The organism is Serratia proteamaculans (assembly GCF_008830365.1).
GTDB lineage: Bacteria > Pseudomonadota > Gammaproteobacteria > Enterobacterales > Enterobacteriaceae > Serratia > Serratia proteamaculans.
Genome location: NZ_WBKI01000005.1, coordinates 207,629 through 232,986, shown reverse-complemented (window position 1 = coordinate 232,986; position 25,358 = coordinate 207,629). Strand labels below are relative to the sequence as shown.

General features: G+C 54.8%; 25 protein-coding genes. 16 read left to right on the top strand and 9 right to left on the bottom strand.

Annotation, left to right across the window (positions count from 1 at the left end; all coding sequences use genetic code 11):
• Positions 1-47: 47 nt before the first annotated feature.
• On the bottom strand, positions 48-1,373 hold the full coding sequence (gene srmB, locus F8R23_RS18495) for an ATP-dependent RNA helicase SrmB (protein WP_085118366.1): 1,326 nt from the start codon (positions 1,371-1,373) through the stop codon (positions 48-50).
• A gap of 99 nt (positions 1,374-1,472) precedes the next feature.
• Here srmB and trmN point away from each other — a divergent pair, with 99 nt between their 5' ends.
• The gene (trmN, locus tag F8R23_RS18490) at positions 1,473-2,255 is read left to right on the top strand and encodes a tRNA(1)(Val) (adenine(37)-N(6))-methyltransferase TrmN (protein WP_129938960.1); all 783 of its coding nucleotides are present in this window, start codon (positions 1,473-1,475) and stop codon (positions 2,253-2,255) included.
• A 39-nt stretch (positions 2,256-2,294) separates the two neighbouring features.
• Here trmN and nadB read toward each other — a convergent pair whose 3' ends face one another.
• Entirely contained in the window at positions 2,295-3,896 is a 1,602-nt protein-coding gene (nadB, locus tag F8R23_RS18485; protein ID WP_170925066.1) for an L-aspartate oxidase, read from the bottom strand.
• A 213-nt stretch (positions 3,897-4,109) separates the two neighbouring features.
• Between nadB and rpoE the strand changes: the two genes are divergently transcribed.
• The 4 genes from rpoE to rseC are packed head-to-tail and all read left to right on the top strand — an operon-like array spanning position 4,110 to position 6,801.
• Positions 4,110-4,685, top strand: a complete 576-nt coding sequence (gene rpoE / locus F8R23_RS18480; protein ID WP_012146382.1) for an RNA polymerase sigma factor RpoE — start codon at positions 4,110-4,112, stop codon at positions 4,683-4,685.
• Between the two features lie 30 nt (positions 4,686-4,715).
• Complete coding sequence (gene rseA / locus F8R23_RS18475) at positions 4,716-5,369, top strand: anti-sigma-E factor RseA (protein WP_112348580.1); 654 nt, start codon at positions 4,716-4,718, stop codon at positions 5,367-5,369.
• Positions 5,369-6,328 (top strand): sigma-E factor regulatory protein RseB, encoded by a 960-nt coding sequence (rseB, locus tag F8R23_RS18470; RefSeq protein WP_129937426.1) that lies wholly within the window; start codon positions 5,369-5,371, stop codon positions 6,326-6,328. The genes rseA and rseB overlap by 1 nt, the downstream gene beginning before the upstream one ends.
• On the top strand, positions 6,325-6,801 hold the full coding sequence (gene rseC / locus F8R23_RS18465; protein WP_129938961.1) for a SoxR-reducing system protein RseC: 477 nt from the start codon (positions 6,325-6,327) through the stop codon (positions 6,799-6,801). Before rseB ends, rseC begins: the two co-directional genes overlap by 4 nt.
• Here rseC and F8R23_RS18460 read toward each other — a convergent pair.
• Positions 6,798-7,637 carry a hypothetical protein gene (locus F8R23_RS18460; protein ID WP_112348583.1) on the bottom strand — a complete coding sequence of 280 codons (840 nt, stop codon included), beginning with the start codon at positions 7,635-7,637 and terminating at the stop codon, positions 6,798-6,800. The two genes, rseC and F8R23_RS18460, sit on opposite strands and share 4 nt — an antisense overlap.
• Before the next feature lie 542 nt (positions 7,638-8,179).
• Here F8R23_RS18460 and lepA point away from each other — a divergent pair.
• The 7 genes from lepA (at position 8,180) to acpS (ending at position 14,683) form a co-directional block, all read left to right on the top strand.
• Complete coding sequence (lepA, locus tag F8R23_RS18455; RefSeq protein ID WP_112348584.1) at positions 8,180-9,976, top strand: translation elongation factor 4; 1,797 nt, start codon at positions 8,180-8,182, stop codon at positions 9,974-9,976.
• 36 nt (positions 9,977-10,012) lie between these two features.
• Positions 10,013-10,990, top strand: a complete 978-nt coding sequence (lepB, locus tag F8R23_RS18450; RefSeq protein ID WP_112348585.1) for a signal peptidase I — start codon at positions 10,013-10,015, stop codon at positions 10,988-10,990.
• Between the two features lie 182 nt (positions 10,991-11,172).
• Positions 11,173-11,853 carry a ribonuclease III gene (gene rnc, locus F8R23_RS18445; protein WP_012146375.1) on the top strand — a complete coding sequence of 227 codons (681 nt, stop codon included), beginning with the start codon at positions 11,173-11,175 and terminating at the stop codon, positions 11,851-11,853.
• Positions 11,850-12,758 carry a GTPase Era gene (gene era, locus F8R23_RS18440; protein ID WP_112348586.1) on the top strand — a complete coding sequence of 303 codons (909 nt, stop codon included), beginning with the start codon at positions 11,850-11,852 and terminating at the stop codon, positions 12,756-12,758. The genes rnc and era overlap by 4 nt, the downstream gene beginning before the upstream one ends.
• Before the next feature lie 8 nt (positions 12,759-12,766).
• Positions 12,767-13,498 carry a DNA repair protein RecO gene (gene recO / locus F8R23_RS18435; protein WP_099062702.1) on the top strand — a complete coding sequence of 244 codons (732 nt, stop codon included), beginning with the start codon at positions 12,767-12,769 and terminating at the stop codon, positions 13,496-13,498.
• A 73-nt stretch (positions 13,499-13,571) separates the two neighbouring features.
• The gene (gene pdxJ, locus F8R23_RS18430) at positions 13,572-14,303 is read left to right on the top strand and encodes a pyridoxine 5'-phosphate synthase (protein WP_012146372.1); all 732 of its coding nucleotides are present in this window, start codon (positions 13,572-13,574) and stop codon (positions 14,301-14,303) included.
• Positions 14,303-14,683: a holo-ACP synthase gene (gene acpS / locus F8R23_RS18425; RefSeq protein WP_099062701.1), complete on the top strand. Its 381-nt coding sequence runs from the start codon at positions 14,303-14,305 to the stop codon at positions 14,681-14,683. Before pdxJ ends, acpS begins: the two co-directional genes overlap by 1 nt.
• 65 nt (positions 14,684-14,748) lie before the next feature.
• On the opposite strand, the gene F8R23_RS18420 is transcribed toward acpS, so the two are convergent.
• From F8R23_RS18420 to F8R23_RS18410, 3 genes are all read right to left on the bottom strand, one after another.
• Entirely contained in the window at positions 14,749-15,009 is a 261-nt protein-coding gene (locus F8R23_RS18420; RefSeq protein WP_129938963.1) for a YfhL family 4Fe-4S dicluster ferredoxin, read from the bottom strand.
• 108 nt (positions 15,010-15,117) lie between these two features.
• Positions 15,118-16,656, bottom strand: coding sequence for a phosphoethanolamine transferase family protein (locus F8R23_RS18415; RefSeq protein ID WP_151415884.1), 1,539 nt, complete (start codon positions 16,654-16,656; stop codon positions 15,118-15,120).
• Positions 16,657-16,789: 133 nt separating this feature from the next.
• Positions 16,790-17,638 (bottom strand): MurR/RpiR family transcriptional regulator, encoded by an 849-nt coding sequence (locus F8R23_RS18410; protein WP_099062698.1) that lies wholly within the window; start codon positions 17,636-17,638, stop codon positions 16,790-16,792.
• Positions 17,639-17,806: 168 nt separating this feature from the next.
• Between F8R23_RS18410 and murQ the strand changes: the two genes are divergently transcribed.
• Genes murQ through yfhb form a run of 3 tightly spaced genes read left to right on the top strand, consistent with a single transcriptional unit; the run spans position 17,807 to position 20,747 of the window.
• On the top strand, positions 17,807-18,700 hold the full coding sequence (murQ, locus tag F8R23_RS18405; protein WP_129937422.1) for an N-acetylmuramic acid 6-phosphate etherase: 894 nt from the start codon (positions 17,807-17,809) through the stop codon (positions 18,698-18,700).
• A gap of 19 nt (positions 18,701-18,719) precedes the next feature.
• Positions 18,720-20,087, top strand: a complete 1,368-nt coding sequence (locus F8R23_RS18400) for a PTS transporter subunit EIIC (protein WP_129937421.1) — start codon at positions 18,720-18,722, stop codon at positions 20,085-20,087.
• A 3-nt stretch (positions 20,088-20,090) separates the two neighbouring features.
• Positions 20,091-20,747: a phosphatidylglycerophosphatase C gene (gene yfhb / locus F8R23_RS18395; protein ID WP_099062695.1), complete on the top strand. Its 657-nt coding sequence runs from the start codon at positions 20,091-20,093 to the stop codon at positions 20,745-20,747.
• Positions 20,748-20,789: 42 nt separating this feature from the next.
• On the opposite strand, the gene yiaY is transcribed toward yfhb, so the two are convergent.
• Both yiaY and F8R23_RS18385 read right to left on the bottom strand, forming a co-directional pair.
• Complete coding sequence (gene yiaY, locus F8R23_RS18390) at positions 20,790-21,941, bottom strand: L-threonine dehydrogenase (protein ID WP_129937420.1); 1,152 nt, start codon at positions 21,939-21,941, stop codon at positions 20,790-20,792.
• Between the two features lie 147 nt (positions 21,942-22,088).
• The gene (locus tag F8R23_RS18385) at positions 22,089-23,141 is read right to left on the bottom strand and encodes a DUF2157 domain-containing protein (RefSeq protein WP_129937419.1); all 1,053 of its coding nucleotides are present in this window, start codon (positions 23,139-23,141) and stop codon (positions 22,089-22,091) included.
• A gap of 110 nt (positions 23,142-23,251) precedes the next feature.
• On the opposite strand from F8R23_RS18385, the gene tadA reads away from it, so the two are divergent.
• A complete protein-coding gene (tadA, locus tag F8R23_RS18380) occupies positions 23,252-23,764 on the top strand; it encodes a tRNA adenosine(34) deaminase TadA (RefSeq protein WP_112348591.1) in 513 nt (170 codons plus the stop codon).
• Here the strand turns inward: tadA and mltF are convergent, their stop codons facing one another.
• Complete coding sequence (gene mltF / locus F8R23_RS18375; RefSeq protein WP_112348997.1) at positions 23,765-25,225, bottom strand: membrane-bound lytic murein transglycosylase MltF; 1,461 nt, start codon at positions 25,223-25,225, stop codon at positions 23,765-23,767. It lies immediately after the preceding gene.
• Between the last annotated feature and the right edge of the window lie 133 nt (positions 25,226-25,358).

Sequence of the window (25,358 nt, the reverse complement as noted above, 5' to 3'; positions counted from 1 at the left end):
AAAACCGCCTTCAGGTCAATGGAGGCGGTTTTTTCACTACGGCAGCATTATTTCGCGCCGTTGCCCTCAGGCTTGGCCTTTGGCTGGCGGCGTTTGCCCACGTTTTTCGCATCGCGATGGCGTACTTTCACCTTGGCTTTTTCTTTGTTCTTTTCTTTGTCGACAGCGCGCTTGGCCATCACCTTCTTGGAAGGTTTGCCGTTGCTTTTTTCGCTTGGCACTTTGGTTGATGGACGCAGCTCTTCGATCACCCGCGCTTTCAGCGGCTCGTTCAGGTAACGACCTACTTTGCCCAACAGCAGGTGGTCGTGTGCCTCAACCAGCGAGATTGCGGTGCCTTTGCGTCCGGCACGACCGGTACGGCCGATGCGGTGCAGGTAGGTATCCGCAGTGCGCGGCATGTCGAAGTTGAACACGTGGGTGATATCCAGGATATCCAGACCACGAGCGGCAACGTCGGTAGCGACCAGCACGTTGACACGGCCGTCCATCATGCGTTTTACCGCTTCGTTACGCTTGGCCTGCACCATTTCACCTTCGAGGTAACAGGTGTTGATGCCCGCCTCGCGCAGCCAGGCTGCCAGTTCATGCACGCGCTCACGCTTACGCACGAAGATCACAGATTTCTGCACGTCCGGTTGCTGCAGCAAATGCACCAACAGGGCGGTTTTGTGCACTACGTCGTCTGCACGGTAGTACCACTGCAGGATCTTTTTGCGCTCGCGGCGTGACGGGTCAGCTTCGACTTCTACCGGCTCTTTCAGAATGCGTTCGGCGAATTCGCGGATGGCATCGCCTTCCAGCGTCGCGGAGAACAGCAGGGTCTGATTACGCCAGCGGGTCTCGGCAGAAATCGTTTCGATGTCCTGCGCGAAGCCCATGTCGAGCATACGGTCGGCTTCATCGAGGATCAGAGTTTCTACCGCGCGGCAGTCGAAGTTTTCTTCTTTAATGTACTGCAGCAGACGACCGGTAGTGGCAACGACCACGTCCTGGTTTTCGCTGAAGACTTCTGCGTGGTTCATATAAGCGACGCCACCGGTGATGGTAGCGATATCCAGCGAAGTATGAGCAGCCAGTTCACGTGCCTGATCGGCTACCTGCATCGCCAGCTCGCGTGTCGGGGTCAGGATCAGTACGCGCGGTGGGCCGGACTTCTTGCGTGGGAAGTCGAGCAGATGTTGCAATACCGGCAGCAAAAATGCAGCGGTCTTGCCGGTGCCGGTCGGCGCCGAACCCAATACGTCGCGCCCATCCATCGCAGGCGGGATCGCCTCGGCTTGAATGGCGGTTGGGCGTTCGTAGCCTTTATCGCGCAGGGCGTTTATCAGGCGTTCATCGAGTTCGAGCTCGGAAAAATTGGTTACTGTCATGGTCTACCTCTACTTGGGGCGCCGATTATAGACGGGTTGGCCGCGTTCTTCACCTATTTAAGCGGAAAGCATGTCTTTTCCCAAAAATCAGATTGCCTTATGCTACGCGAGTTTTGTATTCAGGTGGTTATTGTGAGCACTCAATCGAAAGCGAGTTTTACTCCGCGTCGCGGCGGTTTTACCTTCAAACAATTTTTTGTTGCTCACGATCGCTGTGCAATGAAAGTGGGCACCGACGGCGTGTTGCTCGGTGCATGGGCACCCTTGGCGCAGGCGCAACGAATGCTGGATATCGGCAGCGGCAGCGGATTGATCGCGCTGATGCTGGCGCAGCGTTCGGCCGAGAACGTGCTGATCGACGCGGTGGAACTGGACGAGGCTGCTGTCGCACAGGCACGTGACAATGTGCAGGAGTCCCCCTGGCCGCAGCGCATTCAGGTCCATGCACAGGACATTCATCATTTTGCCCAGCATCATGCCGGTGAATACGATCTGATCGTCAGTAACCCGCCGTATTTCGAGCCAGCGGTTGCCTGCCGTGACCAGGCGCGCCACAACGCACGCTATACCGAAACCCTGACCCACGATGCTCTGTTGGCCAGTGCGGAGCAGTTGATCGCACCGAAGGGGATTTTTTGCGTAGTGCTGCCCCATGATATTGGTGGCGCTTTCGAAAGCAATGCACAGTTACGCGGCTGGCATACGGCGCAGCGGCTGAATGTCAGCGATCGCGCGGATACGCCAATGCATCGGGTATTATTGGCCCTGACGCGTCAGCCCGCCGAACAAGAAACCGAACAGAAACTGGCTATCAAGTTGGACGATGGCAGTTACACCGATGATTTCCGCCGTCTGATTACCGATTTTTACCTGTTCTACTGAAATGAACAGGGCACCTTTATGGGTGCCCTGACGGTATCATTATGGTTGCAGGATGGTCGGCAGCGCTTCCGGCAGTAGATCCGGGTAATCCAGCGTGTAGTGCAACCCGCGGCTTTCTTTACGCTCCATGGCGCTGCGGACGATTAACTCTGCCACCTGCACCAAATTACGCAGTTCCAGCAGGTTGTTGGAGATGCGGAAGTTGGCGTAGTACTCGTCAATTTCTGCCTGTAACGTATTGATGCGGCGCAGCGCGCGCTCCAGTCGTTTGGTGGTGCGCACGATCCCTACGTAGTCCCACATAAACAGCCGCAACTCATGCCAGTTGTGCTGGATCACCACTCGCTCATCGGCGTCGTCCACCCGGCTTTCATCCCACTGCGGTAGCTGTTTGGCCAGCTTGATAAACGGCAGACGCGTCATGATGTCTTCTGCCGCCGACCAGCCATAAACCAGGCATTCCAGCAGTGAGTTTGACGCCATGCGGTTGGCCCCGTGCAGGCCGGTGTAGCTAACCTCGCCAATGGCGTACAGCCCGTCGAGATCGGTGCGGCCGTGCTGATCGACCATCACGCCGCCACAGGTATAGTGCGCTGCGGGGACGATAGGGATCGGCTGGCTTGTCAGGTCAAAGCCCAGCGTCAGCAGTTTTTCATGGATCATCGGGAAATGCTGGGTAATGAATTCGGCTGGCTTATGGCTGATGTCCAGATACATGCAGTCCGCACCCAGACGCTTCATTTCATGGTCGATGGCGCGTGCCACGACGTCTCGCGGTGCCAGTTCGCCGCGTGGGTCAAAATCGGGCATAAAGCGGCTGCCGTCCGGGCGCTTCAGATAAGCCCCTTCACCGCGTAACGCTTCGGTCAGCAGGAAGTTACGTGCCTGCGGGTGGAACAGGCAGGTCGGGTGGAACTGGTTGAATTCAAGGTTGGCGACCCGGCAACCGGCGCGCCAGGCCATGGCGATGCCGTCTCCGGAAGAGATATCCGGGTTGGTGGTGTATTGATACACCTTGGCCGCACCACCTGTCGCCAGCACGACCGTTTTGGCGCGGTAAGTTTCTACCTGCTCCCGTTCGCGGTTCCAGACATAGGCGCCGACGACACGACGGGTGCCCGGCAGGCCAATTTTGTTTGAGGTGATTAGATCGACCGCATTACGGCGTTCCATCACGCAAATATTCGGGTGGTTGCTTGCTTTCCCAACCAGGGTGGTCTCTACTTCTTTGCCAGTAGCATCGGCCGCATGCAGGATACGGCGATGGCTGTGCCCGCCTTCCCGCGTCAGGTGGTAATGTGCCTCGCCCTGAGCGTTGACCTCGGTGTCGAACAAGACTCCCTGATCGATCAACCACTGCACGCAGTGGCGAGCATTGCCGGCGATAAACTCAACGGCGTCTTTGTCACACAGGCCGGCTCCGGCAATCAAAGTGTCATCAACGTGTGAGGCAATGCTGTCCGTTTCATCGAAAACCGCGGCGATCCCGCCTTGGGCATAAAAGGTGGCGCCTTCGTTGAGTGGCCCCTTGCTGAGTACGGTAACCTTGCAATGCTGCGCCAGGCGCAACGCCAGTGACAGGCCGGCAGCACCGCTGCCGACGATCAGTACATCGCTAACATGTTCAGATGATGGTTGCATAGCGTATGATGTGTGCAGAAGAAGAGTGAAATTCATGTTAGCCTAATTGTCCGGGCAAAAGCCACGGATGGGTGACATCAACATAAAAAACAATGGCAATACGGAACTTCGTGTTCTGTATGAACTCCAAGCGAGTGCTTGCTCAGGAAAATAATGTATGGCTGGCAGTACAATTTTACGCGTGGAGACGGATTTGGGGAGAGTTTACCTCGGATGAGCGAGCAGTTAACGGATCAAGTTCTGGTTGAGCGGGTCCAAAAGGGCGATCAGAAATCGTTTAACTTACTGGTGATTCGTTACCAGCATAAAGTGGCGAGTCTCGTTTCTCGGTATGTACCGCAGGGCGATGTGCCGGATGTGGTACAGGAGTCGTTTATTAAAGCCTATCGCGCACTGGAATCATTCCGTGGGGATAGCGCTTTTTATACCTGGTTGTATCGAATTGCTGTGAATACGGCAAAAAATTATTTGGTGGCTCAGGGCCGTCGTCCGCCATCCAGCGATGTGGATGCCAACGATGCCGAAAATTACGAAAGTGCGGGCGCACTGAAAGAAATTTCGAACCCTGAGAACTTAATGTTGTCAGAAGAACTGAGACAGATAGTTTTCCGTACCATTGAGTCTCTCCCTGAGGATCTTCGCATGGCGATTACCCTGCGGGAGTTGGATGGTCTAAGCTACGAAGAAATAGCTGCCATCATGGATTGCCCGGTCGGAACCGTACGTTCGCGTATTTTCCGCGCCAGGGAGGCTATCGATAATAAAGTTCAACCGCTGATTCAACGTTAGCAATGGCGAACACAGGAAGGGTACTTAGGCATGCAGAAAGAAAAGCTTTCCGCTCTGATGGATGGAGAATCGCTCGACAGCGAGCTACTGAGTTCATTGTCTAAAGACAGGGCGCTTCAACAAAGCTGGCAGAGCTATCACCTGATACGTGACACACTACGGGGTGATATCGGACAAGTCATGCATCTCGATATCGCAGATCGTGTTGCTGCTGCACTTGAGAAAGAACCTGCACGTCTGGTTCCTTCTGCAGTTCCAGAATCTCAGCCGCAACCGCACACCTGGCAGAAAATGCCGTTCTGGCACAAAGTTCGCCCTTGGGCTAGCCAGATCACACAGATTGGTATGGCGGCATGCGTGTCGCTGGCGGTGATTGTAGGCGTCCAACAATACAATCAACCGGCTGCACAATCTGGCGCTGCTGAATCACCGGCATTCAATACCCTGCCGATCATGGGGCAGGCGTCACCGGTTAGCCTTGGCGTGCCGGCAGACAGTTTCTCCACCGGCAGCGGTCAACAGCAGCAGGTGCAGGAACAACGCAAACGCATTAACGCTATGCTGCAAGATTATGAGTTGCAACGTCGTTTGCATTCTGATCGGCTGCAGCTTGAGCAAAGCACCCCACAACAGGCTGCCGTTCAGGTACCCGGAACTCAGTCTTTAGGAATGCAACAGCAGTAATGAAGCAACTTTGGTTCTCCGTCTGTCTATTGACGGGCAGCCTGTTCTACTCAAACATCGCCCCGGCGCAGCCCTCTGCGTCCGGGGCGTTGTTACAACAGATGAGTAGTGCCAGCCGTTCGCTCAATTATGAACTCGCCTATATCAGCATCAGCAAGCAGGGGATCGAATCGCTGCGCTACCGCCACGCGATGATCGACCAGCAGCCGCTCGGCCAATTACTGCATATGGACGGCCCACGCCGTGAAGTACTGCAGCGCGGCGGGGGGATCAGCTATTTCGAACCCGGCCTGGAGCCCTTCACGCTGTCTGGCGATCACATCGTCGATGCGTTGCCGGCCATTGTTTATGCTGATTTTGACCGCCTGGCGAAATATTACGATTTCATCTCCGTCGGCAGCACCCGCATTTCCGATCGTCCCTGCGAAGTGATCCGCGTGGTGGCTCGCGATGGTTCACGCTATAGCTATATTGTCTGGATGGATGAAGCCACCAAGCTGCCGCTGAGGGTGGATTTGATCGACCGCGACGGCGAAACGCTGGAGCAATACCGGGTGATTTCGTTTGTGGTCGGGCCGCAGGTGCAAAGTGCAATGGAGGGGCTGATCAAGGCTAGCCTGCCACCGTTGTTGTCGCTTCCTGCAGTGGATAAAATCAAGTTGAGCTGGAGCACGGGCTGGTTACCGGCTGGGGTGGATGAAATTGCACGTAACCGCCGCAAATTGCCGAACGTGACTGAACCTGTTGAATCACGGCTCTACAGCGATGGTTTGTTCAGCTTCTCGGTTAACGTCAGCCCTGCGGGCAGCGGTGTCGGTCAGCAGTATTATCGTCAGGGGCGTCGCACTATCCAGACCGAAGTCCGTAACGGCAATGAGATCACTATCGTTGGCGAATTGCCGCCGGCGACGGCTAAACGAATTGCTGACAGCATTTCCTTCAAGGTGCCACCACAATGATGAAAGAGTGGGCTACGGTTGTTTCGTGGCAACAAGGTGTTGCGCTGCTGCGCTGTGAGCCGAAAGCAGGATGTGGCAGTTGTACGGCCCGTTCTGGCTGTGGCGCGCGCGCGTTGAATGAGCTGGTGCCGGAAACCGAACACCAACTGCAGGTGCGTATTGAGCAGCCGCTCGAGCCGGGCCAGCGGGTTGAGGTGGGCATTGCTGAAGGCAGCCTGTTGCGTTCAGCAATGCTGGTTTATCTGACGCCGCTGCTGGGCATGATGCTGGGGGGCAGCCTGTTGCAATACTGGCTGGGCACCGATGCATCTGCCGCGCTGGGCGCACTGCTTGGCGGGGTTGCGGCCTTTATGCTGGCACGCAGTCTGGCACATCGCCTCGGTGAACGGGCGAATTACCAACCCATCGTTTTGCAAATTGGTTTACCGCCTGGGGCCATGCGCCTGCAGACGGAAAACTCACCTCAGCTTTAAAACTGCTGCCGCGTCATCGCCGGGTTATGGTAGGCGGTGATGCGGGTGTAGATCATATGTTCCAGCAGCGCGATAAAAAGATCGGCGCTGAGCAGCGAAAAATATCCGATGGTAAATAACGCATTGCCCTGATTATCCAGCAGGCGAATGGTGCCGCGCTGCGGATTATTTTCCAGTTCGCGGATCTGCTCAATCGGGATAGATCCCTGTGCTGTGATCAGTGCCGTTGAGCTCAGACTCAGTGTTTGGGTTGACGGTCGTTTCCGCTGTCCAGGCAGTAATTGATTCAGCCAGCGAGCGCCGCAGCTGAGGTAGTGAAACGACAGCATTTCCCCCTGATACAGCGCATTCAAGGCTTGCGGCCCACGCTGTTGGATCTGCTGAGCGATAATGGTATCTGCCAGCCGCCAGGAGTGGGAAACATTGCTGAATACCGGGCACCAGGGCTGTTCAGCCGAGGTGCGGAAAGCCATCACATCGAATACCCCGCCAAACAGACGCCCACCGCGAAAACGATAAATATCACCGATTTTTTCAAAGGGGATAAATCGTTCTTTATGACTATGCGGGTTAATCACCCGAACACCGTGCTCGTACAGGCGATAGGTCAACGTTGGCCGCAGACAATGGCGCAGCGCCAGCAAAGTGCAGCCGAGTACAATAGTTGCTGCGCCGGTTTGCAGTAAGGTCAGTACCTCATTTTCATCCATGTTGCTCAGTAGTGGCAGTAACAGCAGTGCCGCACCGAGAGTTAACAACAGCGCCGCCGCTGCCAGAATGCCCCAATTGACCTTTGAAAAGTCGTGCCGGCTCAGCATTGGCCCTTTATCGATCATTATGCACCTTCCAATCAATACGCAGAGATAGGCTGATGAACCCCGGTGGGCATGCCGATGTAGTGCCCTGAATTATGTTTTATCGCGGTGTTCACCCACATTTCTATAGAAGCAACCGGTCAGCGTATATCGGGTTTTTCCTAAAGCCTGGGGAGTGAAGTGCAATTCTAAGATGTTGATCCGGATATTATTTTATCCAGAATTAGGAGGGGGTTTATTGCGTTATTGGCGGTTATGTATTAATGCCCTATCCCGCAGGCGACAGGTGAGGGGATAGGAGAAGGAAAGGTTATCATAACTGACCGTTTTGACTGCGTTGGGCTTTGTTAACATCTGCTTTCATAACCCGGAGCGCCCTGTAACATTAAAGTGTACATAATAGAATGCCTTCACTGCACCGATCGCTAGGTTTTCAGTGTTGTGGCATGTAGAATGCAGCGATTCAGGCGCAAGACGGCCGAACCCATTCACTGTCGCTTTAGGTCCATGCGGGTTTCTATAGGCGAGTAATTCAGAAATACCAAGGCAGAAAAACTTTTATAATGAAGCATATACGAAATTTCTCCATTATTGCCCACATTGACCACGGTAAGTCGACGCTGTCCGACCGTATTATCCAAATTTGCGGTGGCTTGTCCGAACGTGAAATGGCCGCGCAGGTGCTCGATTCTATGGATCTTGAGCGCGAGCGTGGCATCACCATTAAAGCGCAAAGCGTGACGCTGGATTATAAGGCGCAGGATGGCCAAACCTACCAGCTCAACTTTATCGACACGCCTGGACACGTTGACTTCTCCTACGAAGTTTCCCGTTCACTGGCCGCCTGTGAAGGCGCACTGCTGGTGGTTGATGCCGGGCAGGGCGTAGAAGCCCAGACGCTGGCTAACTGCTACACCGCACTGGATATGAATCTGGAAGTGGTGCCGGTGCTGAACAAAATTGACTTGCCGGCTGCCGATCCCGATCGCGCTGCGCAGGAAATTGAAGATATCGTTGGCATCGACGCTACCGATGCGGTGCGTTGCTCGGCCAAAACTGGCGTCGGCGTGCCAGAAGTGCTCGAACGCCTGGTGCGTGATATTCCGAGCCCGGCAGGCGATCCGGAAGCGCCACTGCAGGCACTGATCATCGACTCCTGGTTCGATAACTACCTGGGTGTTGTTTCCCTGGTGCGCGTTAAGAACGGCACCATGCGCAAGGGCGACAAGATCAAGGTGATGAGCACCGGCCAAACCTATAATGCCGATCGCCTGGGCATCTTTACCCCGAAACGAGTCGATCGCGACGTGTTGAACTGTGGTGAAGTAGGCTGGTTGGTCTGTGCAATTAAAGACATCCTTGGCGCACCGGTGGGCGATACCCTGACACTGGCTCGTCAACCGGCAGACAAAGCCTTGCCGGGCTTCAAAAAAGTCAAGCCGCAGGTTTATGCTGGCCTGTTCCCGATCAGCTCCGACGACTATGAATCCTTCCGCGATGCCCTGGGCAAACTGAGCCTGAACGACGCCTCCCTGTTCTACGAGCCAGAGAGCTCCACCGCGCTGGGCTTCGGCTTCCGCTGTGGCTTCCTCGGCCTGCTGCACATGGAGATCATTCAGGAGCGTCTGGAGCGTGAATACGATCTGGAATTGATCACCACCGCGCCAACGGTAGTGTATGAAGTGGAAACCACCAGCAAAGAGACTATCTACGTTGATAGCCCATCCAAGCTGCCGCCACTGAATAACATCGAAGAGCTGCGTGAGCCGATCGCCGAATGTCACATGCTGATGCCGCAGGAGTTCCTGGGTAACGTGATCACCCTGTGTATCGAGAAACGTGGTGTGCAGACCAACATGGTTTACCACGGTAACCAGGTTGCGCTGACCTACGAAATCCCGATGGCGGAAGTGGTGCTCGACTTCTTCGACCGTCTGAAATCCACCTCGCGTGGTTACGCTTCACTGGATTACAACTTCAAACGCTTCCAGACCTCTGACATGGTGCGTGTCGACGTGCTGATCAACAACGAGCGCGTGGATGCGCTGGCGCTGATCACTCACCGCGACAACTCGCAGTACCGTGGCCGTGAGCTGGTAGAGAAGATGAAAGAGCTGATCCCACGTCAGCAGTTCGATATTGCCATTCAGGCCGCTATCGGAACCCATATCATCGCGCGTGCGACGGTGAAACAGCTGCGTAAAAACGTTCTGGCTAAATGCTACGGCGGTGACGTCAGCCGTAAGAAGAAGCTGCTGCAGAAACAGAAAGACGGTAAGAAACGCATGAAGCAGGTCGGTAACGTAGAGTTGCCGCAAGAAGCGTTCCTGGCCATTCTGCACGTTGGCAAGGACAAGTAAGTAACAGCGATAGAGTCGCGTAACTAGGGAGTTTGCATGGCGAATATGTTTGCCCTGATCCTGGCACTGGCCACATTGGTTACCGGGATCATCTGGGCCTTTGAGCGCTTCAGATGGGCGCCGGCCCGCCAAGCCAAGATTGCGGCGGTGAATGCACAGACTGCGGGCGCAGTAGACGATAAAACGCTGGCAAAAGTGGCGAAACAACCGGGTTGGATTGAAACCGGTGCGTCGGTTTTCCCGGTATTGTTGCTGGTTTTTGTGGTGCGTTCGTTTATTTACGAACCTTTCCAGATCCCGTCCGGTTCTATGATGCCGACGTTGTTGATTGGTGATTTTATTCTGGTGGAGAAATATGCCTACGGCATTAAAGATCCTATTACCCAGACCACGCTAATTGAAACCGGTCATCCGAAACGCGGTGATATTGCGGTATTTAAATATCCGCTGGATCCGAAACTGGATTATATCAAGCGTGTGGTGGGCCTGCCGGGCGACCGTGTGAGTTACGATCCAATCAATAAGCGTGTGACGGTTCAGCCTTCGTGTAACAGCGGGCAGTCATGCGATACCGCATTGGCCGTGACTTACAACGATGCGCAGCCAAGCGACTTTGTCCAGTTGTTCAGCCGCAGCGGCATGGGCGAAGCCAGCAACGGTTTCTACCAAATCCCGCTGAGCGAAAACGTGCCGCAGGGGGGCATCCGTCTGCGTGAACGCCAGGAAAGTCTGGGTAATGTTTCTCACCATATTCTGACCGTGCCGGGCACGCAGGATCAGGTGGGCGCTTATTACCAGCAGCCGGGTAAACAGTTGGCGGAGTGGGTTGTGCCGGCGGGTCATTACTTCATGATGGGTGATAACCGCGACAACAGCGCCGACAGCCGTTATTGGGGCTTCGTACCAGAGAAAAATCTGGTTGGTAAGGCCACGGCTATCTGGATGAGTTTTGAAAAGCAGGAAGGCGAATGGCCTACCGGCGTAAGATTTAGCCGCATCGGTGGAATTCATTAATCCGGCGTCTATTAACGCAGCATTATATTTCCACTCGTTGTAGAATACCGGCTCGAGCGATAAAAAGTTGGCTCCCTGTTGGGGGCCACTGCAAACGAAACAGCTTTGGATTGGCTTTCAGCGAAGCAGGCCTGTTCCGTATGCTGCAAGTTTTTGACGCATTCTTGATCTATTGGTAACTCATGAATCCCATCGTAATAAATAGGCTGCAGCGGAAGCTGGGCTACACTTTTCAACAGCAGGAGCTCTTACTGCAAGCGTTAACTCACCGTAGCGCCAGCAGTAAACACAATGAACGTCTTGAGTTTCTGGGTGACTCCATTCTCAGTTTTGTCATCGCCAATGCGCTGTTCCAGCGTTTCCCTCGCGTAGACGAGGGCGATATGAGCCGTATGCGCGCCACGCTGGTGCGCGGTAATACGCTGGCGGAGATGGGACGTGAGTTCGATCTGGGCGAATGTCTGCGTCTCGGCCCGGGTGAGCTGAAAAGTGGTGGATTCCGCCGCGAATCAATCCTGGCGGATACGGTGGAAGCCTTAATTGGCGGCGTTTTCCTGGATAGCGACATCCAAACTGTTGAACGACTGATTTTGGACTGGTATCGCAGTCGGTTGGACGAAATCAGCCCCGGTGATAAGCAGAAAGACCCAAAAACCCGTTTGCAGGAGTTTTTACAGGGTCGTCATCTGCCGTTACCTTCTTATCTGGTGGTGCAGGTTCGCGGTGAGGCGCACGATCAGGAGTTTACTATCCACTGTCAGGTGAGTGGTTTGAGCGAACCCGTAGTGGGAACCGGCTCAAGCCGCCGTAAAGCCGAACAAGCGGCAGCGGAACAAGCGTTAATAAAGCTGGAGCTTGAATGAGCGAAGAAAAACAATACTGTGGTTTTATTGCGATAGTCGGTCGCCCCAACGTGGGCAAATCCACGTTGCTGAACCAACTGTTGGGGCAAAAAGTCTCCATCACCTCGCGTAAACCACAGACGACCCGTCACCGCATTATGGGTATCGATACCGATGGCGCCTATCAGGCCATCTACGTCGACACCCCGGGTCTGCATATCGAAGAAAAGCGCGCCATCAACCGTTTGATGAACCGTGCGGCCAGCAGCTCAATCGGCGACGTCGAGCTGGTGATCTTCGTGGTAGAAGGCACTAACTGGACTGCCGATGATGAAATGGTGGTCAACAAGCTGCGCAGCCTGAAAAGTCCTGTCTTGTTGGCGATCAACAAGGTCGACAACGTTACCGACAAATCCAAGCTGTTGCCGCACATTGCGTTCCTCAGCCAGCAGATGAATTTCCTCGACGTAGTGCCAATTTCTGCCGAAAAAGGCATGAACGTGGACACTATCGCGGCTATCGCGCGCAAGGTGCTACCGGAAGCTGAACACCACTTCCCGGACGATTACATCACCGACCGTTCCCAGCGCTTTATGGCGTCGGAAATTATCCGTGAAAAGCTGATGCGTTTCCTGGGTGAAGAGTTGCCTTACTCGGTGACGGTTGAGATCGAACAATTTGTTCCGAACGAGCGCGGTGGTTACAACGTGCACGGACTGATCCTGGTTGAGCGCGAAGGCCAGAAGAAAATGGTCATTGGCAACAAGGGCGCGAAGATCAAAACCATCGGTATCGAAGCCCGTCAGGATATGGAACAGATGTTTGAAACCAAAGTGCATCTGGAACTGTGGGTGAAAGTGAAATCGGGCTGGGCGGACGACGAACGTGCGTTGCGTAGCCTGGGCTATACCGACGACCTGAAATAAACTATCCAATGGACGGCTGGGAGCGCGCTTTCGTCCTGCACGGACGACCGTACAGTGAAACCAGCCTGATGCTGGATATGTTTACCGAAGGTCATGGGCGAGTGCGTTTGCTGGCAAAAGGCGCGCGCAGTCGCCGTTCCAATCTAAAGGGTTGCCTGCAACCCTTTACTCCCCTGCTGGTGCGCTGGGGCGGTCGTGGCGAAGTCAAAACGCTGCGCAACGCCGAAGCGGTCTCCCTTGGTTTACCCCTCAGCGGCATGATGTTGTACAGCGGCCTGTACGTGAATGAACTGCTGTCACGGGTGCTGGAGCAGGAGGCCAACTATTCGGTATTATTCTTCGATTATCTGCAATGTTTGCAGGCGCTGGCGGCAGAAGATGTTTCGCCGGAGCAGGCGTTGCGTCAGTTCGAATTGGCCTTGCTGAATCATCTGGGCTACGGCCTGGATTTCCTGCACTGCGCCGGCAGCGGCCTGCCGGTAGATGACGGCATGACCTATCGCTACCGCGAGGAAAAAGGCTTTATCGCCAGCCTGGTGGTTGATCATTACAGCTTTACCGGCCGTGAGTTGCGTGCATTGGCGGAGCGCCAGTTTCCCGATGTGCACACCTTACGCGCAGCCAAACGTTTCACCCGCATGGCGCTCAAACCTTACCTGGGCGGTAAACCGCTGAAGAGCCGCGAGCTGTTTCGTCAGTTTGTCCGCAAACAGCCGGATTCGCCGGTCGACGACGCCTGACCTTTTCCCCTTTTGCACCACTGTCCCCGCGTGTAAACTACGGCCACTGAAAATCGTTTTTTAGAGGGTTGTCATGGCTGATTTGCTGCTGGGCGTCAATATCGATCACATCGCCACGTTACGTAACGCGCGCGGAACCCAATACCCGGATCCGGTACAGGCGGCATTTATTGCCGAGCAAGCCGGTGCCGACGGGATCACCGTACACCTGCGCGAAGACCGCCGTCATATCACCGATCGCGATGTTCGCATTTTGCGCCAGACTATTCAGACCCGAATGAATCTGGAAATGGCCGTGACCGATGAGATGCTGGATATCGCCATAGAGTTAAAGCCGCATTTTTGTTGTCTGGTGCCGGAAAAACGCGAAGAAGTGACCACCGAAGGTGGACTGGACGTTGCCGGGCAACAAGACAAAATGGCCGTCGCGGTTGAGCAACTGGCAAAGGCCGGCATTCTGGTTTCGCTGTTTATCGATCCGGATCACCGCCAAATCGATGCGGCGGTCGCTGTAGGAGCACCCTATATTGAGATTCATACCGGCGCCTATGCAGAAGCCGAAGGCGAACTGGCAGTAAAAGCCGAGCTGCGCCGTATTGCAGTTGCCGCGACCTACGCCGCTGAGAAAGGCCTGAAGGTCAACGCCGGCCATGGCCTGACTTACCATAACGTTCAGCCGATCGCTGCCCTGCCTGAAATGCATGAGTTGAATATCGGCCACGCTATTATCGGCCAGGCGGTGATGTGTGGGTTACCGGCAGCGGTGACTGACATGAAATTGCTGATGCGCGAAGCGCGTCGCTAATGGCAGTGCTGGGGCTGGGTACCGACATTGTCGAAATGGCGCGCATAGAAGCGGTCGTGGAGCGCAGTGGCGATCGTCTGGCACGTCGCGTACTGAGCGAAGCCGAATGGCAGCTGTACCAGCAGCATCAGCAGCCGGTGCGCTTTTTGGCCAAGCGTTTTGCGGTGAAAGAGGCGGTTGCCAAGGCATTTGGTACCGGTATTCGCAACGGTCTGGCGTTTAATCAGTTTGAAGTGTTCAACGACGGGCTCGGCAAGCCGAATATTCGTCTGCATGCACGTGCCGCCGAACTGGCGCAGGAAATGGGGGTGACCTCCATTCACGTTTCGCTGGCCGATGAACGCCGCTATGCCTGTGCTACGGTGATTATCGAAGGGTAATAGTCTTATTCGGCTGTAAAACCAAAGGGCGCCTGTTGGCGCCCTTGTTGATCTGACAGCAGCGGTCAGAGTCGGTCGGCGTGATGCAATACCACAAACTTATCCCACAGCTGCTCGTTGGTTTCGTTGTGCTGCGGGTCAACCACAATGGTGTTATCGATTGGGCACACCTGCTGACAGGTGGGAATATCGTAATGGCCAACGCATTCGGTGCAGCGTTCGGTATCTATCTGGTAGATATCATCGCCCATCGAAATGGCCTGATTAGGGCATTCCGGCTCGCACATATCGCAGTTGATGCATTTTTTGGTAATCAGCAGTGCCATATCAGTTATCTTTTAATCGGTGCACACGAACAGGCGCGCAATCTATCATAAAACCCATTTTCCTGGGCATTTTTCCACCTGTAGCGGCAAATACGGTTAACCGGGGTGTCATAGTAACGCTGGCGGGTCGTTGGCCAACTGATCAAAATCAACCATTTCCTGACCATTGAAGACATGCCTCTTGCCTTGTGCCGTTACCGCTGAAGACAATTGTGGCTGGGCAATGGTAATCCCAGCTTGTTGGGCAAACAGACTGATAAAGTCAAAGGCGCTGTAAGGATCCTCAATAAGGGTCCGTTGCCGGTCTGAATCAGAAAGCACCAGCAGCGGAACTTCATAATTCTGCCGGGTACCACCGCCATGGCGCAGGTAAAGTTTGCCGTCAATCTCACGGTGGGAAAGACCGTGGTCAGAGAAATAGAATAATTTAAACGGAGAGTGAGTCGCCTGCAGCATTTGATAAGCATGCTCGATGAAACGGTCCGTTTTGCGGTAGGTTGAAAGGTAACAAGCGAGCTCAGCGTTATCGCTGGTGAAAATCGGCGGCTCACCACCGAGGCGTTCGCAAAAGTCCGGGTGAGATCCCATAATATGCAGAACATACAGGTTCCCCACGCCATTATGGGCCAGTGCCGTTTGCAACAGCGGCAGCAGTTCATCGTCATCGGTATTGCGTGATTGGTAATCTCCTTTTTTCAGGAACTGATGCTCATCACTAAACATGGCTATTTTGGAGATCGGCGTATCAAATTGGCCAATCAAACCTTGGTTGGAAAACCAATAGGTATGCAGTCCTGCGGCTTTTGCCAGGGTGATAATATTATCCGCAATATGATGTGTTTTTCCGTCGCTCAATGCCAGGGTTCTTGGCAGAGATTCGAAGGTGTTCGGCGCGGTGGAAATATAATTACTGTAAAAGGTCCCGTTCACGTGATCCAGAAAAGGGGTCGTCGGCGTCGGATAACCAAATAATGACATATAGTCCCTGCGCATGCTTTCGCCAACCACAATGACATAGTTAGCCTTGTTACTATTAACGCCATTAAGGAGCCAACTGGGTTGTGAAAGCGTACTGACATCAATTTCTGCCATTTTTTGGTTGTAGTTCTGGTATGAAGAAATTAGCGAGGAAAAGAAATCCACTAATTTAAGGTTTCCCATTCCTCCACTGAGTATTCTGGCGAACAGCAAAACGATAAAAATCACCAAAAATGGCACTATCTTTTTAGTCGATAGTGGCCGCTGCCAGCTATAGCGAGCAAGAATAAACAATGTGAGCAGTGTGGCGCAAGGTAACAAATAGCAGCCTGCAGGTATGGCGCGCAGAAACTCGATGGCTTCCGCCATGTTGGTTTGAAACAGGGCCGACACCACGGAGACTGAAGGTGGGCCGTAGATCATCCCTACAGGGGCATAAATGGCACAGAATATAATGTAGGGGATAACCAGAAAATATCGCGTGAGGGGGATGGCAGATAATAATAACAGGCTAAGGGAAATAAACAGGATATCAGCCCCTTTGGTGCCGCCATACCCCATCGCTTTTATTAATATCAATGAAGCGACAACGAAGAGCAAAAAGTTGCGGGCCACGGGGGATGTTGCGAGTATGTGGGTTCTATTTAAAATAGTTGTATGTGTTTTCATAAACTCTATTATCAATATATTGCTGTCCATAGCTGTTCAAATTACGGGCGGAATTTAAACAATAAACACCACACACTCTATTTTTAGATATGCTTTTTATATCCTGGTATTTGTGGCCTGGGCATTATACGACTCAGACGAGTTTTTTCACTAATTGTTCGCTATGTTTTATTCGGTTGCGGGCATGATCAAGATCGTGCTGGATTAAGGCCATAAACAGCAGGTCGGTGAGGGCATATTGAGCGGTGCTGGAAGAAATAGCGGCGCTGCGGGTATTGGGTTCTTCGGCAATGGTATACAAACAGTGGTCGGCGCGTTGTTGCAGACCGTTCGGCGAGAAGCTGGTGAGCGCCAGCACTTTAGCGCCGGCCAGGCGGGCTTCTTCCGCTGCCAGGTTGATTTCCCGCCGCTCACCGCTGAACGAAATTGCCAACAGCAAATCCCGCTTATCCAGCGCCTGAACCGTTGCCAACTGGACGTGCATATCTTGCTCGGCCACCGCCATCACGCCAATTTTCATCAGTTTGTAGGAGAAGTCCTTGGCGACCAGGCCGGAAGCGCCAATTCCCAGCAGAATAACCCTTCGCGCCTGACGTAACATTTCCAGCGCCTGATGCAGACGTTCCTCACTGTTGATGTCCAGCGTGGCGCGCAGTGCTGCCTGCTTCTCTACCAACAGTTTTTCTCCGACGGTTTTCAGGGCGTCACTGCTGAGGATCTGGTTGTGCACCGTCACCGCGGGTTCTGTTTGCGGTTGTGCCAGGGTTTCACTCAGCGCCAGTTTTAGCGCCGGGAAGCCTTTATAGCCCATCTTCTGAGCAAACTTCACCACGCTCGACTGACTGATCCCAGCCAGTTGGGCCAGCTTTTGTGAGCTGAGATGGCGCGCCTGCTCGGCGTTATGCAGCAGAAAGTCCGCCAGTTTGCGGTCATTTTGAGCCAGCGTTGGATACATCTGGCGAATACGAAGAAGGGTACTCATTGATATTTCCCTGAAAACCAGACGCCATTCTGCCACGTCGATAGCGAAAACGCGCAGTGAAAATTTTTTGTGAGCGAGTCTTTAAAATAGCAAAAAGCGCTCGCTTTGTTGAATAAAATATTCAAATAATGATTTAAGTTTGTGAATTAAAAATTCAAAGGTGAAGAGATGAACTTAGGCGCATTAGTATCCGAAACCCGCAACCCAGCCACCATGGGGCTGGACGAGATGTCGACGCTGGAGATGGTGAGCTGTTTTAACCAGGAAGACCGCAAAGTACCGGAGGCGATTGAAAAAGTTTTGCCGGCCATCGCACAAGCGGTGGATCTGGCGGCCGCGGCGTTGAAGGCCGGTGGGCGATTGATTTATCTGGGGGCCGGCACCAGCGGCCGCCTTGGGGTGCTGGATGCCTCCGAATGTCCGCCGACCTTCGGCGTGCCGCATGGCATGGTGATCGGGCTGATTGCCGGTGGCCCGGGCGCGTTGCTCAAAGCGGTGGAAGGTGCGGAGGATGATGCGGCACTGGGCGAGGCTGACCTCGTTGCGCTGGATTTGACCGCCACGGATATGGTGGTAGGGCTGGCAGCATCGGGGCGGACACCTTATGTGATTGGTGCACTGCGCTATGCACGACAGCTGGGCTGCGCGACGGCGGCGATTTCCTGTAACCCGGATTCGCCAATCGCCCATGAGGCGCAGGTGGCGATTTCACCGGTGGTGGGGCCGGAAGCCCTGACCGGTTCGACGCGTTTGAAGTCCGGCACCGCACAGAAACTGGTGCTGAATATGCTGTCGACCGGGGCGATGGTCAAACTGGGTAAAGTCTATGAAAACCTGATGGTGGACGTGAAGGCCACCAACGTAAAACTGGTGGATCGCGCCTGCCGCATCGTGGTGGAAGCCACCGGTGCCGAGCGCAGTCAGGCCGAAGCGGCGCTGACGCAAACCGGTTTTGAAGTCAAACCGGCAATCCTGATGATTCTGGCCGGCATTGATGCTGAAGAGGCGCAGCAGCGCTTACAGCAGCACGACGGCTATTTGCGCGCGGCATTGACGCGCTAAACCACTCCTGGGGCGGGCGATGGACAAGACAACGGCACTGGCGACACAGATTCTGGCGGGCATTGGCGGCGAGGGGAATATCCTCCGTCTGGAGAACTGCATGACAAGGGTGCGCGTCGAAGTTAGCGACGAGCAACGCCTTGATTTAGCGGCGCTCAAACAGTTATCGGGCGTTAAAGGCTATATCAAACAGGGCGATCAGCACCAGTTCATCGTTGGTCCGGGGGCCGCCGCCAAGGTGGTGGATGCCATGCGTTCACTGCTCACCGGCGCACCGGCGGCGGTGGCAGTCGGGGATCCTGTTGCCCGCAACAAGGCTCAGGCCAAGCAAAAGTATGCCGCGCCAATGAGCGGCGCGCTGAAAAAACTGGCCGATGTCTTTATTCCGTTGATCCCGGCGTTCATCGCTTCCGGTTTGATTACCGGCATCATTAACCTGCTGAAACGGCCGGATATTGCCGGTGAGCTGGCAGTGAATTACCCCAACGTGCTGGGGCTGTTGGCGATTTTCGGTAGCGCAGTGTTTGCCATCATGAATATTCTGGTGGGGGTTAATGCCGCCAGGGTGTTTGGCGGTTCACAGGCGATGGGCGGCGTCATGGCCGGTATTCTCTCCAGCCCGGCGTTGGCGCAGATCACTCTGTTCGGTGAGGCGTTGCAGCCTGGCCGTGGCGGGGTCATCGCGGTACTGCTGGTGGTGGCTTTGATGTGCTGGGTGGAAAAGCGCCTGCGTAATTGGCTACCGGAGTCTATTGAGTTAATCCTTAACCCGCTGATCACCACGCTGGTCACCGCATCGTTGGCAATTGTGATCCTGCAGCCGCTGGGCGGCTATATTTCGGACGCTATCGCCCACGGCGCCAATTTGGCGATCGATAAAGGTGGCTTGCTGGTGGGCGCGGTACTGTCCGGGCTTTTCCTGCCGCTGGTCCTGTCCGGTTTACATCAGGGGCTGGTGCCGATCCACGTCGAACTGGTACAGGCTCACGGTTCTAATCCTCTGTTGCCGATTTTGGCCATGGCAGGGGTCGGCCAGGTCGGAGCCGCGCTGGCAGTATTAATGAAAACCCGTAATGCCCGCCTGAAAAAGGTGATCAAAGGGGCGCTGCCGGTCGGCATTCTTGGCATTGGCGAACCTTTGATTTTTGGTGTGACTTTGCCACTGGGGAGGCCCTTTATCGCCGCCTGTCTCGGCGGAGCAGTGGGTGGTGCGCTGATCAGTTACTGGAAGGTGGCGACGGTGATCACCTTCGGCATCTCGGGTTTACCTTTGGCGTTAACCATTGTCTCGGGTAAGGTGATGTTGTATCTGGCTGGTCTGGTGATTACCATTGCTGCTGGATTTATTTTCACCTGGATAATGGGATTCAACGATCCTGAGGAGTAGCGCTTGAGCGAGAAACAGAACCAGCAGGCCGAGGAGGGCCGCCGTGTGGTGTTCTTTGATCTGGACGGCACGCTGCATCAGGAAGACATGTTTGGCAGTTTCTTGCGTTTTTTGTTACGCCATCTGCCATTGAATTTGTTGCTGGTAGTGCCGTTGTTGCCGGTTGTCGGGCTGACACTGCTGGTGATGGGGCGCGCCGCCCGCTGGCCGATGAGCGTGCTGTTGTGGTCAATTACCTTTGGTCGCTCAGAGGCCCGTTTAAAGGCATTGGAACAGCGCTTTGTCAGTTATTTTCGCGATAAGGTGACCGCTTTCCCGGTGGTGCAAATGCGTCTGCGCCAGTACCTCGAAGTGCATGATGCGCAGGTATGGCTGATCACGGGTTCGCCGGAGCGACTGGTGGAGCAGGTGTATCAGGATTCTGCTTTTCTGCCGCAGGTACATTTGGTGGGCAGCCGTATTTTACGGCGTTACGGTGGTTGGGTACTGGCTCTGCGTTGCCTGGGCGTACAGAAGGTGACTCAGTTGGAGCAGCGTCTCGGCGCGCCGCTCAAGCTATACAGCGGCTACAGCGACAGCAAGCAGGATAACCCTTTGCTGTATTTCTGCGAGCACCGTTGGCGGGTCAGCAAGCTGGGTGAGCTGCAACAGCTGGAATAACAACAAAGGGCGGAATATCCGCCCTTTGCGGTTTTTGATGGATTACATTGCCGCGCGGAAGATGGCGACAATCTGTTCGTGGGTGGCTTGTATCGGGTTGGTGAAACCGCATGCATCTTTCAAAGCATTGGCCGCCAGCGTATCGAAATCCTGTTCTTTCACTTTTAAATCGAGCAGCCCAGCCGGGATGCCGACGTCTTTTGCCAGCAAACGAATGGCGGCGATACAGGCAGCAGCGCCCTGTGGGTCGTTAAGGTGCTTCACATCAAGCCCCATGGCGACGGCGATGTCTTTCAACCGTGGCGCGCAAACCCGGGCGTTGAACTCCTGCACATGGGGCAGCAGCACCGCGTTACACACCCCATGCGGCAGATCGTAGAAACCGCCGAGTTGGTGCGCCATGGCGTGCACATAACCGAGAGAAGCGTTGTTGAAGGCCATTCCGGCCAGGAACTGGGCGTAAGCCATATTTTCACGTGCCTGCATATTGCCGCCGTCGGCGACCGCGTCGCGCAGCGATTCGGCAATCATGGTGACGGCTTTCAGCGCACAGGCATCGGTAATCGGGTTGGCGGCGCTGGAAACATAGGCCTCAATCGCGTGGGTTAATGCATCCATCCCGGTGGCGGCGGTCAGTCCTTTTGGCATACCGGCCATCAGGTGCGGGTCGTTGACCGACAGGATTGGGGTGACGTGCTTATCGACAATCGCCATTTTGATGTGGCGTGCTTCATCGGTAATGATGCAAAAACGGGTCATTTCAGACGCGGTGCCGGCGGTGGTGTTGATGGCAATCATCGGCAACTGCGGTTTGGCGGAGCGATCGACACCTTCATAATCCTTGATCTCTCCGCCATTGGTCGCGACCAGCGCGATGCCTTTGGCACAGTCGTGTGGCGAGCCGCCACCAAGAGAAACTACGCAATCGCAGTGGTGTTCTTGCAGCAGGGCCAGGCCCTGTTTTACGTTCAGCGTGGTTGGATTAGGGTGAGTACCGTCATAAACGCAGCTTTCGATCTGTTGTGCGGCGAGCAACCGTTGAACCTGGGCAACCACACCAATGTTATTCAACACTTTGTCGGTCACGATCAATGCGTGGCGCAATCCCTGTTGTTTCATGGTGTTTGCCGCTTCGTCCAGACAGCCGGAACCAATCATATTGACGGAAGGGATAAAGAAAGTTGAGGCAGCCATAAGTCACTCCTTGATAAAAGCTTTATTGCTTGCCTTAAACATTACTACGCTAATTATTAAGTGTTTATGATCTATCGCAATTTCGCGGTATACCCGTTGTCTTTTAAACCACCCTGCTGTTCGCTGCGCTGCAGACGTGGCCGGATGTTAATCATCGGTCAGGTCGTGCGGTTTGCGGCCCAGTTGCCATATCTTTTCTGCGTAGTGGCCTAACGCCCACAGGCTCAGGCCGAGCAGCACAAAGAAAATCGCCTTTGGCATCGTGCCCCAGAAAAACTCGAAAAAGCGGGTATAGAGGTTAATGCCTAGGAAAGTCAGGCCGAACCCGCGCAGCATGCCGTCGTCACGTTTTAGCCCCAGCCAAATGCAGCCGATGGCGACCAGACCGAACAACAGGCTCCAGTGGAACAGTTCAATCTGACGCGCGTTGTACCAACTGTCGAGGTCGCCATAGTTACCAAAGATCGACAGCAACCACAGGGCAATAAACAGATACAGTAAACCCATCGCCAGCGAAACTCGCTCCAGCCCGCGACTGGCGAGCAGGGGCCGCAACAGCAATGCCGCGGCGATCAATACTGCTCCGAAGGCGATAAAGCGCATTGGGAAGCTCATGCCCAGCCAATAAGCTCCCCAGCCGGACATATAGCCGGTTTCGGCACCGAAGGCGTTGCCGAGTGACAGCAAGGCAAACCACCACACCAACCCGGAGCGGCTGAGCCAGCCAATCACAGCATACAACAGGGCGGCAAACATCAGCAGCAGGGAAACCCGACCGCTGCCGTTATCGAGCCAGACGCCCATCTGCCACAGGGCGCAGGCGGTAAACAGCACGGCAACAAACAGCGCCGCTTCATTGCCATAGCGTTTTCCCGGATGACGGCGGCGACGGCGCAGCGCCCAGACATAAGCAAGGGCGGCCACCACGGCTGCCATTGTCATGCGTACCGGTGCATCGAAGCGGAACAGTTCACCCAGCCGGTAAAGCAGCTCGCTGTCGGCGAACAGGCTGCTGATGGCAATCACCAGCGAAGCCAACGCGGCGAGAAACGCATAACGCGCCAGTCTTCGCCAGTCGAAGGGCTGTACTTCGACATGTTGCAGCAGTTGGTGCTGTTGTTGCGGGGTCAGTGCGCCTTCACCCACCCAACCGTCCAGCGCTTTACGCACCACAACGGCATTCTTTTTGCTGAATTTCATGTTTCCTGTCCCTGAAAAACACTGTTATTCGGCCAGTATAGTCGAGTGGCTGCGACAAAAGGGGGGTACTGTGTATAATGCCCGCCGCAAAGTGCACGAGGAATGATGCAATGACTGAATATAATGATGAGTACTGGATGCGTCAGGCATTGCGGCTGGCCCTGCGTGCGCAGGAAGAGGGCGAGGTGCCGGTAGGCGCGTTGCTGGTGCTGGATAATCAGGTGATTGGCGAAGGCTGGAACCGCCCGATTGGTCGCCACGATCCGACGGCGCATGCGGAGATCATGGCGTTGCGACAAGGCGGGACGGTGTTACAGAACTACCGTCTGCTGAACGCAACTTTATATGTGACTCTGGAGCCCTGCGTGATGTGTGCCGGCGCGATGGTGCACAGCCGTATTCGTCGGTTAGTGTACGGCGCGGCCGATGTCAAAACCGGTGCGGCAGGATCGCTAGTGGATATTTTGCGCCATCCGGGGATGAATCATCAGGTGGAGATCCTGTCCGGCGTACTGGCCGAGGAGTGTGCCGCCACGCTGAGCAACTTTTTCCGCCTGCGTCGTGAGCAGAAAAAGGCGCTGAAGCAGGCGCAGCGCAGCGATATGGATAACAGCCCTGAATAATCAGAAGTTCAGTGCCAACTCCGGCGTCACTGCGGGATAGCCTTTCCCCAGTTCCGCCTGCTCGGCCGCTTCCTGCGCCGCCTTCCTCTCCTTTTCTTGCAAATAACCGACCAGGCTAACCTGATAGCGGCGGATGTTTTCCACGTAGTTATAGGCTTCGCGCCCGCGTGCATAGCCGTAGGTTAATTGCGGGTAGTAGCGTTTCTGGCTGAGCATCGGCAGGCGCTGTTTGACGTCGACCCAACTGTCCGGATTGCCTTTTTGCATTTTGGTCAGCTTACGGGCATCGAGCATATGGCCCCAGCCCATGTTGTAGGCCGCCAGTGAGAACCAGATACGTTCATCTTCCGGCACGCTGTCGGGCACCTTGGCCATCAACCTTTGCAGGTAGAGGGCACCGCCCTGAATGCTTTCCTCGGGGTCGAGACGATCGTTAACCCCCAGTCCGTCGGCGGTGGCTCGCGTCAACATCATCAGGCCGCGTACGCCGGTTGGTGAGGTTGCCTGCGGGTTCCAGTGTGATTCCTGATAGGCAATGGCCGCCAGCAGCTTCCAGTCTATCTCACTGGCGTACTTTTCAAACAGAGAACGGAAGGTCGGCAGGACTGAATCGATGGCGGACAAGAAAGTCTTGGTGTCGACGTAATCGAAACTGCCGACGTGGCCAAGGTACTTCTCTTCCAGCCGTGCCAGCGTGCCGTCATCAACCATCTGGCTGTAGAAGTCCAGCATCGCCGCATACAGGCTGTCGTCACTACCACGTTTGAGATACCAGGTGACCGGTTCTTCATCGGTGACGTCGAACGCCACTGCCAATTGCGGGTGGATGCGTTGCAACAGCGCGATGGTGACAGAATCGCCGAGGGTGTAATCCAGCTTGCCGTCGGCCACCTGCTCCAACAGCTCTTTGGAGGTGAGATCGCTGGAGGCTTCCCAACTGAGATCCGGGAATTTACTTTGCTTAAGCTGTTTCAGGGTGCTGACGTGTGCAGAACCGGAGGCGACAGCCAGTTTGCCTTTAATGTCGGCAAAGGTTTTCGGTCGTGCGGTACCCAGGCGATAGACCAGCTGTTGGGAAACGGAATAATAAGCCGGGCCGGTGCGCGCACGGCTGAGCCGATCCTGATTGTAGATCAGCCCGGCGGCCAACAGGTCGGCGTCGTCATCGTCCAGATCGTCAAACAGGTCATTAATGTTGTTGTGCGGGATCACCACCAGTTTCACCCCCAGATAGTTGGCGAAGCGTTTTGCCAGCTCATAGTCGAGGCCACTCGGCCCCTGCTTGGTGGTGAAATAGGTTAACGGCGAGTTTAGCGTACTGATACGCAACTCTCCGCGGGATTTGATCTCTTCGAGTTGCCCGCCCTGACCGCCGCGCCAGGTAATATTGGGCCACAGGGCGAGCGCCAGAAGCAAGGTAACAACACCGATTAGAATGTAGTTTATTTTAAGGCGTTTCAAATAGTTATCCAGTGGTGGCACACATGCACTGCCGACGGCTTACCAGTCTTTTCTTATGGTTAAATCAACAGTGCCGGGGCATTTTGCGCAACAAAACGCCAGCGTGCAACTTTATTGACACGTTATGACAATT